The organism is Acidovorax sacchari (assembly GCF_042847045.1).
GTDB lineage: Bacteria > Pseudomonadota > Gammaproteobacteria > Burkholderiales > Burkholderiaceae_C > Paracidovorax > Paracidovorax sacchari.
In genome coordinates this window covers 4,140,207-4,152,920 of record NZ_AP035783.1, presented here as the reverse complement: position 1 = coordinate 4,152,920, position 12,714 = coordinate 4,140,207, and the positions used below count along the sequence as shown (strand labels likewise).

At 67.2% G+C, this 12,714-nt stretch carries 15 protein-coding genes and 1 tRNA gene; 12 read left to right on the top strand and 4 right to left on the bottom strand.

Translation table 11 applies throughout. The features are described 5' to 3' along the window. Positions 1-330 precede the first annotated feature (330 nt). From ACGHC0_RS18425 to greB, 7 genes are all read left to right on the top strand, one after another. A complete protein-coding gene (locus tag ACGHC0_RS18425; RefSeq protein ID WP_368352351.1) occupies positions 331-954 on the top strand; it encodes a DUF4376 domain-containing protein in 624 nt (207 codons plus the stop codon). A gap of 70 nt (positions 955-1,024) precedes the next feature. Continuing rightward, the gene (locus tag ACGHC0_RS18420) at positions 1,025-1,333 is read left to right on the top strand and encodes a hypothetical protein (protein ID WP_368352350.1); all 309 of its coding nucleotides are present in this window, start codon (positions 1,025-1,027) and stop codon (positions 1,331-1,333) included. Beyond that, on the top strand, positions 1,330-2,019 hold the full coding sequence (locus tag ACGHC0_RS18415; RefSeq protein ID WP_415266403.1) for a lysozyme: 690 nt from the start codon (positions 1,330-1,332) through the stop codon (positions 2,017-2,019). Before ACGHC0_RS18420 ends, ACGHC0_RS18415 begins: the two co-directional genes overlap by 4 nt. Beyond that, positions 2,016-2,381 carry a hypothetical protein gene (locus ACGHC0_RS18410; RefSeq protein ID WP_415266402.1) on the top strand — a complete coding sequence of 122 codons (366 nt, stop codon included), beginning with the start codon at positions 2,016-2,018 and terminating at the stop codon, positions 2,379-2,381. Before ACGHC0_RS18415 ends, ACGHC0_RS18410 begins: the two co-directional genes overlap by 4 nt. Continuing rightward, complete coding sequence (locus ACGHC0_RS18405; protein ID WP_368352347.1) at positions 2,378-2,671, top strand: hypothetical protein; 294 nt, start codon at positions 2,378-2,380, stop codon at positions 2,669-2,671. Before ACGHC0_RS18410 ends, ACGHC0_RS18405 begins: the two co-directional genes overlap by 4 nt. A 185-nt stretch (positions 2,672-2,856) precedes the next feature. Continuing rightward, a tRNA-Arg gene (locus tag ACGHC0_RS18400) sits at positions 2,857-2,933 on the top strand. Between the two features lie 94 nt (positions 2,934-3,027). After that, on the top strand, positions 3,028-3,597 hold the full coding sequence (greB, locus tag ACGHC0_RS18395) for a transcription elongation factor GreB (protein ID WP_415266401.1): 570 nt from the start codon (positions 3,028-3,030) through the stop codon (positions 3,595-3,597). A gap of 57 nt (positions 3,598-3,654) precedes the next feature. Here the strand turns inward: greB and ACGHC0_RS18390 are convergent, their stop codons facing one another. The 4 genes from ACGHC0_RS18390 to ACGHC0_RS18375 all read right to left on the bottom strand — a co-directional run bounded on the left by ACGHC0_RS18390 (position 3,655) and on the right by ACGHC0_RS18375 (position 7,826). Then, positions 3,655-5,928, bottom strand: coding sequence for a RelA/SpoT family protein (locus tag ACGHC0_RS18390; RefSeq protein WP_368352345.1), 2,274 nt, complete (start codon positions 5,926-5,928; stop codon positions 3,655-3,657). A 100-nt stretch (positions 5,929-6,028) separates the two neighbouring features. Next, positions 6,029-6,232 carry a DNA-directed RNA polymerase subunit omega gene (gene rpoZ, locus ACGHC0_RS18385; protein ID WP_011796632.1) on the bottom strand — a complete coding sequence of 68 codons (204 nt, stop codon included), beginning with the start codon at positions 6,230-6,232 and terminating at the stop codon, positions 6,029-6,031. Positions 6,233-6,250: 18 nt separating this feature from the next. Then, positions 6,251-6,871: a guanylate kinase gene (gene gmk / locus ACGHC0_RS18380; protein ID WP_415266400.1), complete on the bottom strand. Its 621-nt coding sequence runs from the start codon at positions 6,869-6,871 to the stop codon at positions 6,251-6,253. Between the two features lie 43 nt (positions 6,872-6,914). After that, positions 6,915-7,826, bottom strand: coding sequence for a YicC/YloC family endoribonuclease (locus ACGHC0_RS18375; RefSeq protein WP_368352343.1), 912 nt, complete (start codon positions 7,824-7,826; stop codon positions 6,915-6,917). Between the two features lie 85 nt (positions 7,827-7,911). Between ACGHC0_RS18375 and ACGHC0_RS18370 the strand changes: the two genes are divergently transcribed. The 5 genes from ACGHC0_RS18370 to hemW all read left to right on the top strand — a co-directional run bounded on the left by ACGHC0_RS18370 (position 7,912) and on the right by hemW (position 12,694). After that, positions 7,912-8,934, top strand: a complete 1,023-nt coding sequence (locus tag ACGHC0_RS18370; protein WP_368352342.1) for a serine/threonine protein kinase — start codon at positions 7,912-7,914, stop codon at positions 8,932-8,934. Beyond that, positions 8,931-9,845 carry a PP2C family protein-serine/threonine phosphatase gene (locus ACGHC0_RS18365; RefSeq protein ID WP_368352341.1) on the top strand — a complete coding sequence of 305 codons (915 nt, stop codon included), beginning with the start codon at positions 8,931-8,933 and terminating at the stop codon, positions 9,843-9,845. The genes ACGHC0_RS18370 and ACGHC0_RS18365 overlap by 4 nt, the downstream gene beginning before the upstream one ends. A 140-nt stretch (positions 9,846-9,985) precedes the next feature. After that, positions 9,986-10,747: a ribonuclease PH gene (gene rph / locus ACGHC0_RS18360; protein WP_415266399.1), complete on the top strand. Its 762-nt coding sequence runs from the start codon at positions 9,986-9,988 to the stop codon at positions 10,745-10,747. A gap of 26 nt (positions 10,748-10,773) precedes the next feature. Further along, a complete protein-coding gene (gene rdgB, locus ACGHC0_RS18355; RefSeq protein ID WP_415266398.1) occupies positions 10,774-11,373 on the top strand; it encodes an RdgB/HAM1 family non-canonical purine NTP pyrophosphatase in 600 nt (199 codons plus the stop codon). Positions 11,374-11,443: 70 nt separating this feature from the next. Beyond that, positions 11,444-12,694, top strand: a complete 1,251-nt coding sequence (hemW, locus tag ACGHC0_RS18350) for a radical SAM family heme chaperone HemW (protein WP_415266397.1) — start codon at positions 11,444-11,446, stop codon at positions 12,692-12,694. Positions 12,695-12,714: the final 20 nt, after the last annotated feature.

Sequence of the window (12,714 nt, the reverse complement as noted above, 5' to 3'; positions counted from 1 at the left end):
CGGCGCAAAGCCTGGTGGCAACCTGCGTTATCGGAATGCCGTGCAGGTAAGTCCCGGAGAAATGCTGACGATCACTCTGGACTACTGGATTCGCGACAGGGCAACTGGAAGCGGGGCGGTAGTGCGGATCCTGTGGGGTGGATCAAGGGCCTTCCCTGCCAATGCTCCGGTAACCGCCGGCGCTGGGTAGTCCAGCGCAGCGGAGTCCCTTGCCCTTTCGCGCGAGCACACACGGCATCGCTTCGTCCGGTGCCAGCATGGGTTCATCCATGTTGCCGTCATTGCGGTACAGGCCGTCTTCCCAATCAAACAACGCACAGAAGGTGTGAAATGCAGATCATCAATACTGAAACCAAGCGCTGGCCGATGTCTTTGCAGGACGTCGTGTCCGAGGAGCAGGCCGCTGGTGTGATCGCCGTGATTGGCGACGGATACCGGGGGCACGGCCCCTACAGGGTCGTGGCGCGGCGCGAAGTGCCTTCGCACGACCCGCTCGTCGAATATGTCGTGCCGCTCGCCCCGGAGGTGGATGCGGAGGGCAACTGGTCGCACGGCTACGAAGTCAGGGCCATGCCAGCCGAGGAGATCATGCAGGCTCTGCAGGATGACAAGGCGCGGCTGATCGCGGCCGCGACTGCCCGTCGCTGGGCCATGGAGACCGGAGGGATGACGCTTGCCGATGGAACGCGTCTGGGCACAGCGATCAGCGATCAGAATCGGCTGACCGCCGTGATCGCGAATGCTGAAATCGCTGGCATGGCCTCGGTGGATTTCAAGGCGGCAAGCGGTTGGCTGCAACTGACGCTGGATGATTTACGGAAGATCGCCTCCGCCATGGCGATGCACGTGCAGGCCTGCTTCTCCGCGGAGCGCAGGCATCACGAGGCCATCGCTGCGCTGCAGGCCAGGTCTGCAGCGGCTATGTACGACGTGGAGACCGGCTGGCCGCTGTGACTGCAAAGGCTGTCAAACGATGCCTGCGTCCCGCAGGCTTTTTTATGCGCGGACTTCGGAGGATGCATCAATGAACAAGACCACAGCCGGGAGGCTCATGAGATTCGATCCCACCATCAACACCGGGACCATCGTCCAGACCCTGGTGTTCGTGGGTTCCGTGACGCTGGCCTATGGTGCCTACCGCGAGGACCAGACGCGGCAGGACGGGCGCATTGCCCAGGTCGAGGTGCTGGCCGAGAAGGACCGCGAGGCCACCCGTGAATCGCTGCGCGAGATCAAGGGCCGGGTGGACGATCTGCAGCGCAGCAACCAGGACATCAAGGAGTCGCTTGCGATCCTGCGCGGACATACGGTGGAGCCGGGAGGACGCAAATGACCATGACGGCTTCCGAGCGCGGCATCGCGCTCATCGAGGAGTTCGAAGGCTTCCGCGCCCAGGCCTACCGGGACCCCGTGGGCATCTGGACCATCGGCTACGGTTTCACGCGCGGCGTGCGTGCCGGGGACACGATCACGCGCGAAGAGGCCGACGCGCGCCTGCGCCAGGAACTGGGCGAGTACGAGGCGGGCGTGGCGCGGGCCACGGGTGGCCGGGCCACGCAGGCGCAGTTCGATGCGCTGGTGTCCTTCGCGTTCAACGTGGGCGTCGACGGCATGGCCGTCTCCAGTGTCGTACGGGCGCACAACCGTGGCGACCACCAGGCGGCTGCGCGGGCATTTGCCCTGTGGAACAGGGCCGGAGGCAAAGCGTGGCCCGGGCTTACCCGGCGCCGTGCCGCCGAGGCTGCGTTGTACCTGGGCGATGCGCCTGCCAGCATGCCGCAGGCCGTCGAGCCCGAGCGCACCCTGGCCGAGAGCTCGATCAATCGCGCAGGCGTGGCCGCCGGTGGCACGGCAGCGGTGGCCGCCATCGCCGAGACGGCGCGGGCGGTCAGCGACATCAAGGCCAGCGCGGACAGCCTGGGCGACTGGCTGCAGCCGTTGCTCATGGTGGCCGTGGTGGCGCTGTGCGCATACATCGTCCGTGAGCGGATCCGTGTGCGCAGGGAGGGCTGGTCATGACACCGCTGCACTGGCTGCTGCTGGGAAGCATGGCCGGCAATGGCTTGCTGGGCTGGGCCTGGCTGGGCGAGCGGGACGCGGTAGCTGCGGCGCAGGCCGAGGTATCTGCCAGGGGGCGGCAACTGGCCGGCGCGCAGGATGCTGCACAGGCATGCAATGCAGCCGTGGATGCCCTGCGCATCCAGGCCGACCAGCGGGCGCATGCGGCGGCGGAGGCTCGCCGTGCCGCTGCCGCCCGCGCGCAGGCCCGGGACCGGCGCGCGGATGACATCCTGGCCCGGCCCATGCCGGTGCCTGGCGACGCGTGCGCCAGCGCGCAGGCCCGCGTGCGAGCCTGGCTCCAGGAAAGGAGCAGACCATGAGCGGGGGGCTCGCGCGCATGGCGGTGATGCTGCTGGCCATGGCATCGCTGGCAGGATGCGCCGGCACGACGCACTCCGATGTCCTTCAAGTCCGCATACCGGTGCCTGTGGCTTGCCGGGAGCCTGTTCCCGGGCGTCCCTCCATGCCCACGGAGGCGCTGCGGCCCGATGCTTCGCTCGATGACTTCGCGCGCGCCGCCATGGCGGAGATCGAGCGCCGCGAAGGCTACGAGGGCCGGCTGGCGGCTGCGCTGGAGGCGTGCCGCATGCCGGCCGTTGCGTTCCCTTGAACCGTGCCATCGCTGGCGCTGCGCCCCGGTGCTTGGGGAAAATCACATGTTTCTTGGAGCAGGGCAGATTTCTGTACTACAATGGCGTTCTGCTTCTGATGCGACGGACTTGATCCCGGGGATCAAAAAAGTCTCTCAGAAGTTTTTGAAGAGTGGCAAGAAAACGTGCTATAATTCAAAGCTTAGCGGCTGTAGCTCAGCTGGATAGAGTACTTGGCTACGAACCAAGGGGTCGTGGGTTCGATTCCTGCCAGCCGCACCAAATGGTAAGCCTCGTGATGTCAAAGTCACGAGGCTTTTTCCATTTTCTGCCAGCTGCTGCTGGTGGTCGTCATCGCCTGGAGCCGACCCATCCCATGAGCAAGGCCTTCACCAAGGAAACGGACAACGCCCCCGACGACGATGGGGAGTTCCCATCCGCGCCGCCGCTGCCTGCCGGCAGCAAGAACTACATGACGCCGGCAGGCTATGCCCGCCTGCGGTCCGAACTGCTCGACCTCATGGACAACGAGCGGCCCAAGGTGGTGGAGGTCGTCCACTGGGCCGCGAGCAACGGGGATCGTTCCGAGAATGGCGACTACCTCTACGGCAAGAAGCGCCTGCGCGAGATCGACCGGCGCATTCGCTTCCTGACCAAGCGCTTGGACATCGCCGAGGTGGTCGATCCTTCCCTGCACCATGGCAGCGACCAGGTGTTCTTCGGTGCCACCGTCACCTATGTGGACGACCTGGACGTGGAGCGGACGGTGACCATCCTGGGGATCGACGAGGTGGATAGCAGCCAGTCGCAGGTGAGCTGGGTGTCGCCCGTGGCGCGCGCGCTGCTGAAGGCGCGCGAAGGCGACGAGGTCAGGCTGGGCACGCCCGGCGGGTTGCGCACGCTGGAGATCCTGCGGGTCGATTACCCCGCGCGGACGCCTTCCTGAACCCTTCCTGTGCCCATTGGGGGCGCGAAGGGATGCAGCTGCCGCGTGCGCGCCCGGCTAGGGCGACGGCGAAGGCAGTATGCGGAAGGCGCGCAGGACGGCGGTGGTGCGCCGCAGGTTGCGCAGTGCGGCCTCGACGTGCGCCTGGTCGCGCACGGCTACCACGAGGCGCAGGTCGGTCGTGTCCATGGCCTTTTCCTCGTCCATGTCCACATGCACGATGTCCGCCTCCGAGCTGGCGAGTTCCGCGGCAATGCGTGCCAGCACGCCCTTGCCGTTGGTGACCGTCACCACGATGCCGGTTTCGAACATCCGGGTCGGCTCGTCTGCCCAATCGACGGTGATGAAGCGCTCGCTGTCCTTGTGCTGCAGCTTCTTGGCCACACCGCATTGGGCGTTGTGGACGACAAGGCCTTCGCCGCGGCCCAGGTAGCCGACGATCGGGTCGCCCGGCACCGGCCGGCAGCAGCTGGCGTACTGCACGGAGGCGTTCTCGCTGCCGTCGAGCGTGACGCCGCCCTGGGACAGGTTCTCGTGCGAGGTGTAGCGCTCCCGGGTGAGCAGCAGGGCGTCCGGGCGGTGGCCGTGTTCGGCCATCAGCACCATGAGCCGCTTGGCCACGATGCCGGCGATGCGCTTGCCCAGGCCGATGTCGGTCATGAGTTCGGTGCGCGTGCGGTTGCCGGTGAAGCGCAGCAGCTTGTCCCAGAGGGCGTGGTTCTCTTCCTCCGAGGGCAGGCGCTCCAGGCCCTCGGCCCGCAGCGCCTGGGTGAGCAGTTTCTCGCCCAGCCCGGCGGACTCCGTGTGCGCGAGGGTCTTGAGGTAGTGGCGGATCTTGGAGCGCGCGCGGCCGGTGCGCACGAAGCCCAGCCACGCGGGGTTGGGGGTGGAGACGGGCGCGGTGATGATTTCCACCACGTCGCCGTTTTTCAGCTCGGTGCGCAGAGGAACCTGTTCGTTGTTGATCTTCGCGGCCGTGGCCCGGTCACCCACGTTGCTGTGGATGGCATAGGCGAAGTCCACGACGGTCGCGCCGCGGGGCAGGGCCATGATCTGGCTCTTGGGCGTGAACACGTAGACCGCGTCGGGGAACAGGTCCACCTTCACGTGGTCCCAGAACTCGGCGGCGTCGCGCGTTTCGTTCTGGATGTCCAGCAGGGACTGCAGCCACTTGGTGCCCAGCCGCTCGGCCGTGCTGCCTTCGGCGTTCTGGGCCTTGTAGAGCCAGTGGGCCGCGACGCCGGCCTCGGCCACCACGTGCATCTCTTCGGTGCGCATCTGGAATTCGATGTTGATGCCGGAGGGGCCCACGAGCGTGGTGTGCAGCGACTGGTAGCCGTTGAGCTTGGCGATGGCGATGTGGTCCTTGAACTTGCCGGGCACCGGCTTGTAGAGCTGGTGGAGCACGCCCAGCGCGGTATAGCAGTCGGTCACGGAGGACACGATGACCCGGAAGCCGTAGATGTCCGTCACCTGGGCGAAGCTCAGGTGCTTGGTGTCCATCTTCTGGTAGATGGCGTAGAGCGTCTTCTCCCGGCCGGCCAGCCGGGCCTTCATGCCGATGCGGGAGAAGGCGGCATCCACTTCGCCCTGCACCTTCTGGATGATGTCGCGCCGGCGGTTGCGCGCCTTGTTCACGGCCTTGGAGAGGGTGGCGTAGCGCCAGGGGTGCAGGTGGCGGAAGGACAGGTCCTGCAGTTCGCGGTATGTCTGGTTCAGGCCCAGCCGGTGGGCGATGGGGGCGTAGATCTCCAGCGTCTCGGACGCGATGCGGCCCCACTTGGTGCGCGGCATGTCCGAGAGCGTGCGCATGTTGTGCGTGCGGTCGGCGAGCTTGATGAGGATGACGCGCACGTCGCGCGCCATGGCCAGCAGCATCTTGCGGAAGGATTCGGCCTGGTTTTCCTCGCGGGTGTTGAACTGGAGCTTGTCGAGCTTGGTGAGGCCGTCCACGAGTTCGGCCACCTGCGGTCCGAAGCGCTCCAGCAGATCGGCCTTCGTCACTCCGCAGTCCTCCATGGCGTCGTGGAGGAGGGCGGCCATCAGGGCCTGTGCGTCGAGTTTCCAGGTCGCGCACTGGGCGGCGACCGCGATGGGGTGGGTGATGTAGGGTTCGCCGCTGCTGCGCAGCTGTCCCAGGTGGGCCTTGTCGGCGAACTTGTAGGCCTGCCGTACCTGTTCGACGCTGGCCGCGTCGAGGTAATCGAGGTTTTCGGTGAGCGCGGCGAAACTGGCCGCAGCGGCATTCGCGGCCGCGGCGGACACGCCTGCCGCCACGTCCTTGTCAGGACGCTGTTCGGGGCCGGAGGGTTTGGTCAAGACCGCATTCATACCCTGAAATGTAGCGCGCTCGCGCCATGCCGGCCGGAGGCAAAAAAAAGCACCGCATGGCGGTGCTGTTGCTGCGGGCGCGGAGGAGGCGCCGGGAAGGTCAGCCGGGCACCTTCTTGAGCATCTCCAGGCCGATCTTGCCTTCGGCGATCTCGCGCAGGGCCGTCACGGCGGGCTTGTTGCGGCTCTCGATCTTGGGGGCGTGGCCCTGGCTCAGCATGCGCGCGCGGTACGTGGCTGCCAGGACGAGCTGGAAACGGTTCGGGATGTGCTCGAGGCAGTCTTCAACGGTGATGCGTGCCATGCGGATTCTCCTGGCGGTCTAGACGATATTGAGGGATTCGAAGGTGTCGGCCCGGGCCCGGCGCTGGGCTGCGTACTTGAGCCGCTGGGCGTGAACGACGGTTTTCATGTCGAAAAGCGCCCGTTCGAAAAGCTCGTTGATTATAACGAAGTCGAATTTCTCGGCCTGCGCCATCTCGATGGCCGCATTCTTGAGCCGCAGCTCGATCACGTCGGGAGCGTCCTCGCCGCGGCGCTCCAGCCGCGAGCGCAACTCTTCCCAGCTTGGCGGCAGGATGAAGATGAGCACGGCGTTGGAAAAGGCTTCCTTCACCTGCATGGCCCCCTGGAAGTCGATCTCCAGGATGACGTCCGCGCCCTGGCCGATGCGTTCCTCGATGCTCTTGCGGGAGGTGCCGTACCGGCGGCCGTGCACGTGCGCCCACTCGATGAAGCCGTTGCCGGCCACCATCGCGTCGAACTCCTGCTCGGAGGTGAAGAAGTACTCGCGGCCGTGGCGCTCCTGGCCGCGCGGCGGACGCGTGGTATGGGAGACGGAGGGCTGCACGTGGGAGTCGAGTTCGAGCAGGGCCTTGACCAGGCTCGACTTGCCTGCGCCGCTTGGCGCCGCCACTACAAAGAGATTTCCAGGGTAGTCCATACGGAATGTGCGCGGGCTGCTATCAAAACAGGAGAATTATCGCTTACTCGATGTTCTGGACCTGTTCGCGCATCTGCTCGATGAGCACTTTCATGTCCACGCTGATGCGGGTCAGATCCATGGCGGCGGACTTGGAGCCGAGGGTGTTGGCTTCGCGGTGCAGTTCCTGGATGAGGAAGTCCAGCCGCTTGCCGATCTCCCCACCCTTTTTGAGCAGGCGCTCGATCTCGTCGAGGTGGGAGTCGAGGCGCGTGATCTCTTCCGCGACATCGATGCGGATGGCGAAGGCGGTAGCTTCCGCCAGGGCGCGGTCCTGCGCCGCCTCGGGCACCGGCACGCCTTCGGTCAGCGCCATGGCCTCCTTCCAGCGCTCCAGGAAGCGCTGGCGCTGCTGGTCCACCAGCTGGGGCACCAGGGGAGCGGCCTGGCGCGCCAGGCCGCGCAGTTGCTTCAGGCGGTCCTGCAGCATGGCGGAGAGCCGCTTGCCCTCGCGCTCGCGCGCCGCCACCAGGTCTTCCAGCGCCCGCTGGGCGAGGGCCTGGATGTCCTCGGGGCTCCAGGATGCGGAAGACGCCGCGGAGCCTGCGCACAGGCGCAGCGCGTCGGCCACCGAGAGCGGCGCGGCGGACGGCAGCCAGGCGCGCACGGAGTCCTGCGCCGAGTTGAGCTGCTGCAGCATGCGGGGGGAGGGCGGGGCGATGAGGCCCTGGGCCTCCGATTCGATGGAGGCGCGCACCTCCACCTTGCCGCGCTTGAGCTGCTGGGTGACGAGGGCGCGCAGGCCGGGCTCCTGGGCCCGCAGTTCGTCGGGCAGGCGGAAGGAGAGATCCAGGAAACGGCTGTTGACGGAGCGGATCTCGATGCCCAGGCGGGCGGGACGGGCACCGCTGTCGGCATCGGTGGCGGAGGCTTCGAGCTGGGCGCTCGCGTAGCCGGTCATGCTGTAAACTGCCATCGGACTTTTTCGGTGATTGCTAGCGATCCCGCGATTATCCGGGTTCCTTTTCCCGATCGGGACGCGTCCAGGTTTTTTCGCGAATATGTCAAAAATCAAGCCGGCCCCCCTGCCGCCCGACACGATGCTGGGCGGCTACCGCGTGGTACGCCGGCTCTCCGCCGGCGGCTTCGGCGTGGTCTATCTGGCCGTCGATGCCGAAGGCCAGCAGGTCGCCATCAAGGAGTACCTGCCTTCCTCCCTCGCCACGCGCTCGCCGGGCGAGTTGCTGCCCAAGGTGCCGCCCGAGAAGCTGTCGCTCTATCGCCTCGGGCTCAAGAGCTTCTTCGAGGAAGGCCGCGCCCTCGCCCAGATATCCCACGCCTCGGTGGTCAGCGTGCTCAACTTCTTCCGGGAGAACGAGACCGTCTACATGGTGATGAACTACCTGGAAGGCGCCACGCTGCAGGATTTCATCATCACCGCGCGCGACCTGAAGACGCAGAAGGTGTTCCGCGAATCGACGATCCGCTCGCTGTTCGACGAGGTGCTGCGGGGCCTGCGCATCGTGCACCAGCACAAGATGCTGCACCTGGACATCAAGCCGGCAAACATCTTCATCACCGACGACAACAAGGCCGTGATGATCGACTTCGGCGCGGCACGGGAGGTGCTGTCGAAGGAGGGCAACTTCATCCGGCCGATGTACACGCCCGGCTTCGCGGCGCCGGAGATGTACCGCCGCGATTCCTCCATGGGCCCGTGGACCGACATCTACGCCATCGGCGCCTGCATCTATGCCTGCATGCAGGGCTTTCCCCCGAACGAGGCGCCGCAGCGCGCCGAGAAGGACCGGCTGTCGCTCGCACTGAGCAAGCTCCGGGGCGTCTATTCCGACAACCTCATCGAGGTGGTGGAGTGGTGCATGGCGCTCGACCCGCTCTCGCGCCCGCAGTCGGTCTTCGCGCTGCAGAAGGAACTGAGCCGCGAGGGCGAGCGCCGCTATACCAAGCTGTCCGTCGGCGAGAAGATGCGGCTGCAGCTCGACACGCTGGTGTCGGATACCAAGAAGAACGTGCAGAAGGTGGGCGAGGCCACGCGCCTCGGCGGAGGGGCGAAGCAGAAATGAAATTCTCGGTCTTCCAGGTGAGCCGCCGTGGCGGCCGCGAGATCAACGAGGACCGGATGGGCTACTGCTACACCCGGGAGTCCAGTCTCTTCGTGCTGGCCGACGGTATGGGGGGACATCCGGATGGCGAGGTGGCCGCGCAGATCGCGGTGCAGACGGTGTCCGCCGCGTTCCAGCGCCAGGCCAAGCCTGTGCTGCCTTCGGTGGACGCCTTCCTGGCCGAGGCCCTGCTGGCCGCGCACCACCAGATCCTGCGGTACGCCAGCGACCGGGGCATGCTGGACACGCCCCGCACCACGCTCGTCGCGGCGGTGGTGCAGTCGGGCAGCGCGAGCTGGGTGCATTGCGGGGATTCCCGCCTCTACATGGTCCGCTCCGGCGAACTGCTCACGCGCACCCGCGACCACTCCTACATGGAGCTGCGCAATGCCTCCCTGCCCGGCATGGACCGCATGAACCGCAACGTGCTGTTCACCTGCCTGGGGTCTCCGACCAAGCCCATCTACGACATCACCGGGCCGGTCGCGCTGGAGCAGGGCGACCGCCTGCTGCTGTGCTCCGACGGCCTGTGGGGCGCGCTGGACGATGCCTCCATCGCGCGCCAGCTCGGGAGGCTGCCAGTGTCCCAGGCGGTGCCGGAGCTGGTGGAGGATGCCCTGCGCAGGGCGGGGGATAGCAGCGACAACGTCACGGTGGTGGCCATGGAGTGGGAAACTCCGGATACCTTCGAGTCCACCCAGGGCATATCGACGCACAGCATCGGCGACGACGGCTTCGCTTCCACCATCCAGGCCGGGCCGTTCGAGGCCGGAGCGGGCGACGAACTGGATGACCTCGACGACGAGGCGATCGAACGCTCCATCGCCGAGATCAACGAGGCGATCCGCCGCTCGGCCGCGCGCAAGACCTGAAAGCCCACGGCGCAGGCGGTGCCCGGCGTGCGGCATCCAGGCGCTGCCTCTGAGGGTGTCCCTGCCGTGCGGACCGTACGCCGGCGATGCCGGTCGCGGCCGGGTGCAGATTCACTTCCTTTCAAACGCGGTTGCATTCCATGCCTTCCTCCTCCCTTTCCGTCCCCTTCGAGCGCAGCGCGGGCCGCGGCGTCGATGCCCTGCGCCCCGTGCGCATCACCCGCCACTACACCATGCATGCGGAAGGCTCGGTGCTGGTCGAGTTCGGGCATACGAAGGTGCTGTGCACCGCCTCCGTCGAGGAGCGGGTGCCGCCGCACAAGCGCGGCAGCGGGGAAGGCTGGGTGACGGCGGAGTACGGCATGCTGCCGCGCGCGACCCACACCCGCAGCGACCGCGAGGCCGCTCGGGGCAAGCAGAGCGGACGCACGCAGGAAATCCAGCGCCTAATCGGCCGCAGCCTGCGGGCGGTGTTCGACCTGCGCGCGCTGGGCGAGCGCACCATCCAGCTCGATTGCGACGTGCTGCAGGCCGACGGCGGTACGCGCACGGCGGCCATCACCGGTGCCTGGGTCGCCGCGCACGACGCCGTATCGGCCCTGCTGGCGGCCGGGAAGATCGCCGCGTCGCCCATCACGGCGCCGCTGGCGGCCGTGTCGGTGGGCATCGTGCAGGGTACGCCGCTGCTCGACCTGGAGTACACCGAGGATGTGCAGTGCGACACCGACATGAACGTCGTCATGATGGACGGCGGCCGGTTCGTCGAAGTGCAGGGAACGGCGGAAGGTGTCGCGTTCACGCGCAGCGAGATGGACCGGCTGCTCGACCTGGCCGCGCAAGGCGTGGACGCCCTCATCGCCCTGCAGCGGCAGGCCCTGTCGGCGACGGCATCCGGCCTGTGAGCCCTTTTCCCGAAAGCAGTCCCACCATGAAACTCGTCCTTGCATCCAACAACCGCGGCAAGCTGGCCGAACTGCAGAGCATGTTCTCTCCCCTGGGTGTGGAACTGGTGCGGCAGGCGGACCTCGGCGTGGGCGAGGCGGACGAACCCTTCCATACCTTCGTGGAGAATGCCCTGGCCAAGGCGCGTTTCGCCGCGCAGCACACCGGACTGCCGGCGCTGGCCGACGACGCGGGCCTGTGCGTGGATGCCTTCGGCGGGCAGCCGGGCGTGCAGACGGCCTACTACGCCACCCGGTTCGGCTACGAGAAGGGTGACGCGAACAATGTGCGTGCGTTGCTGGAGCAGATGCAGGGCGTCGCTTCGCGGCGTGCAGCGATGGTGAGCACGCTCGTTGCCGTGCGCAGCCCCGACGATCCGGAGCCCCTGATCGCCGTGGGGCGGGTGGTCGGTGAGATCGCCACGGAGCCGCGCGGCAGCGGGGGCTTCGGCTTCGATCCGGTGATGTTCATCCCGGAGTTCGGCAAGACGTTCGCCGAGCTGCCCGTGGAGGTGAAGAACGCGCACAGCCACCGGGGGCGTTCCGCGCAGCAGATGCTCGCACTCATGCGGGAACGCTGGTTCTGATCCGCCCAGGTGCCCTGGTCCGAACGCCTTTTCCCCTCCGGCATTTCCTGTTTTCCATCGTTTTCCATCCGTGTCCATTCCCATCGTTCCTGCCGCCACCCCGGGCGCCGAAGAGGCGCCTGCCCCGCTGCGCGACGTGCGGCATTCGATGCGGCCCGGCGTCCTGAGCCTGGGCGCCCCGCCGCCGCTGTCGCTGTACGTGCACCTGCCCTGGTGCCTGAAGAAGTGCCCGTACTGCGACTTCAATTCGCATGAGGCGCGGGGTGGCGCGGGGGCGCTGCAGGAGCAGCGCTACCTGGATGCGCTCATGGCAGACCTGGAAGCCGCGTTGCCGCTCGTCTGGGGACGTACGGTGCACAGCGTGTTCATCGGCGGGGGAACGCCCAGCCTGTTCTCGCCGGAAGCCATCGACCAGTTGATCGGCGGCGTGCGGGCGCGGCTGCGGCTCGAGGCGGATGCCGAGATCACGCTCGAAGCCAATCCCGGGACATTCGAGAAGGACCGCTTCCGTGCCTACCGGGTGGCCGGGGTGACGCGGCTGTCCGTCGGCGTGCAGAGCTTCGACGACCGCTTCCTGCAGGCGCTGGGGCGGGTGCACGACCGTGCGCAGGCCCTGGCTGCGGTGCAGGAGGCCGCGCAGGCGTTCGATACGTTCAACCTCGACATCATGTACGCCCTGCCCGGGCAGCGCCTGGAGGACCTGGAGCGGGACGTGGCGCTGGCGCTGTCGCTCCAGCCGCCGCACCTTTCCATCTACCACCTGACCATCGAGCCCAACACCTACTTCGCCAAGTTCCCCCCGGTGGTGCCGGAGGACGACCTGGCCTATGCCATGCTGGACCGGATCACCGAAATGACGGAAGCGGCGGGGCTGCGCCGCTACGAGATTTCTGCCTATGCCCGTCCAGGGCACCAGTGCGTGCACAACACGAACTACTGGCAGTTCGGGGACTATCTCGGCATCGGCGCGGGGGCGCACGGCAAGCTCAGCTTCGCCCATCGCGTGGTGCGCCAGGTGCGGTTCCGCGATCCGCAGCGCTACATGGAGCAGGCCCTGGCCGGCAACGCCGTGGCGCAGGACCACGAAGTGCGCAGGGCGGATCTGCCGTTCGAGTTCATGCTCAATGCGCTGCGCATGCGCGAGGGCTTCGCGCTGCAGGATTTCGTGGACCGCACGGGGCTGCCGCTGAGCGCCATCGCGGGTGCGCTGGACGAGGCCGGGCGCAAGGGCCTCATCGTGCGGGATGCAGCGCGCGTGCGCCCCACGGAGCGCGGGTTCGACTTTCTCAGCGACCTGCAGGAACTCTTCCTGGCGGACTGAACCGGGTTCCGGTGCGTGCT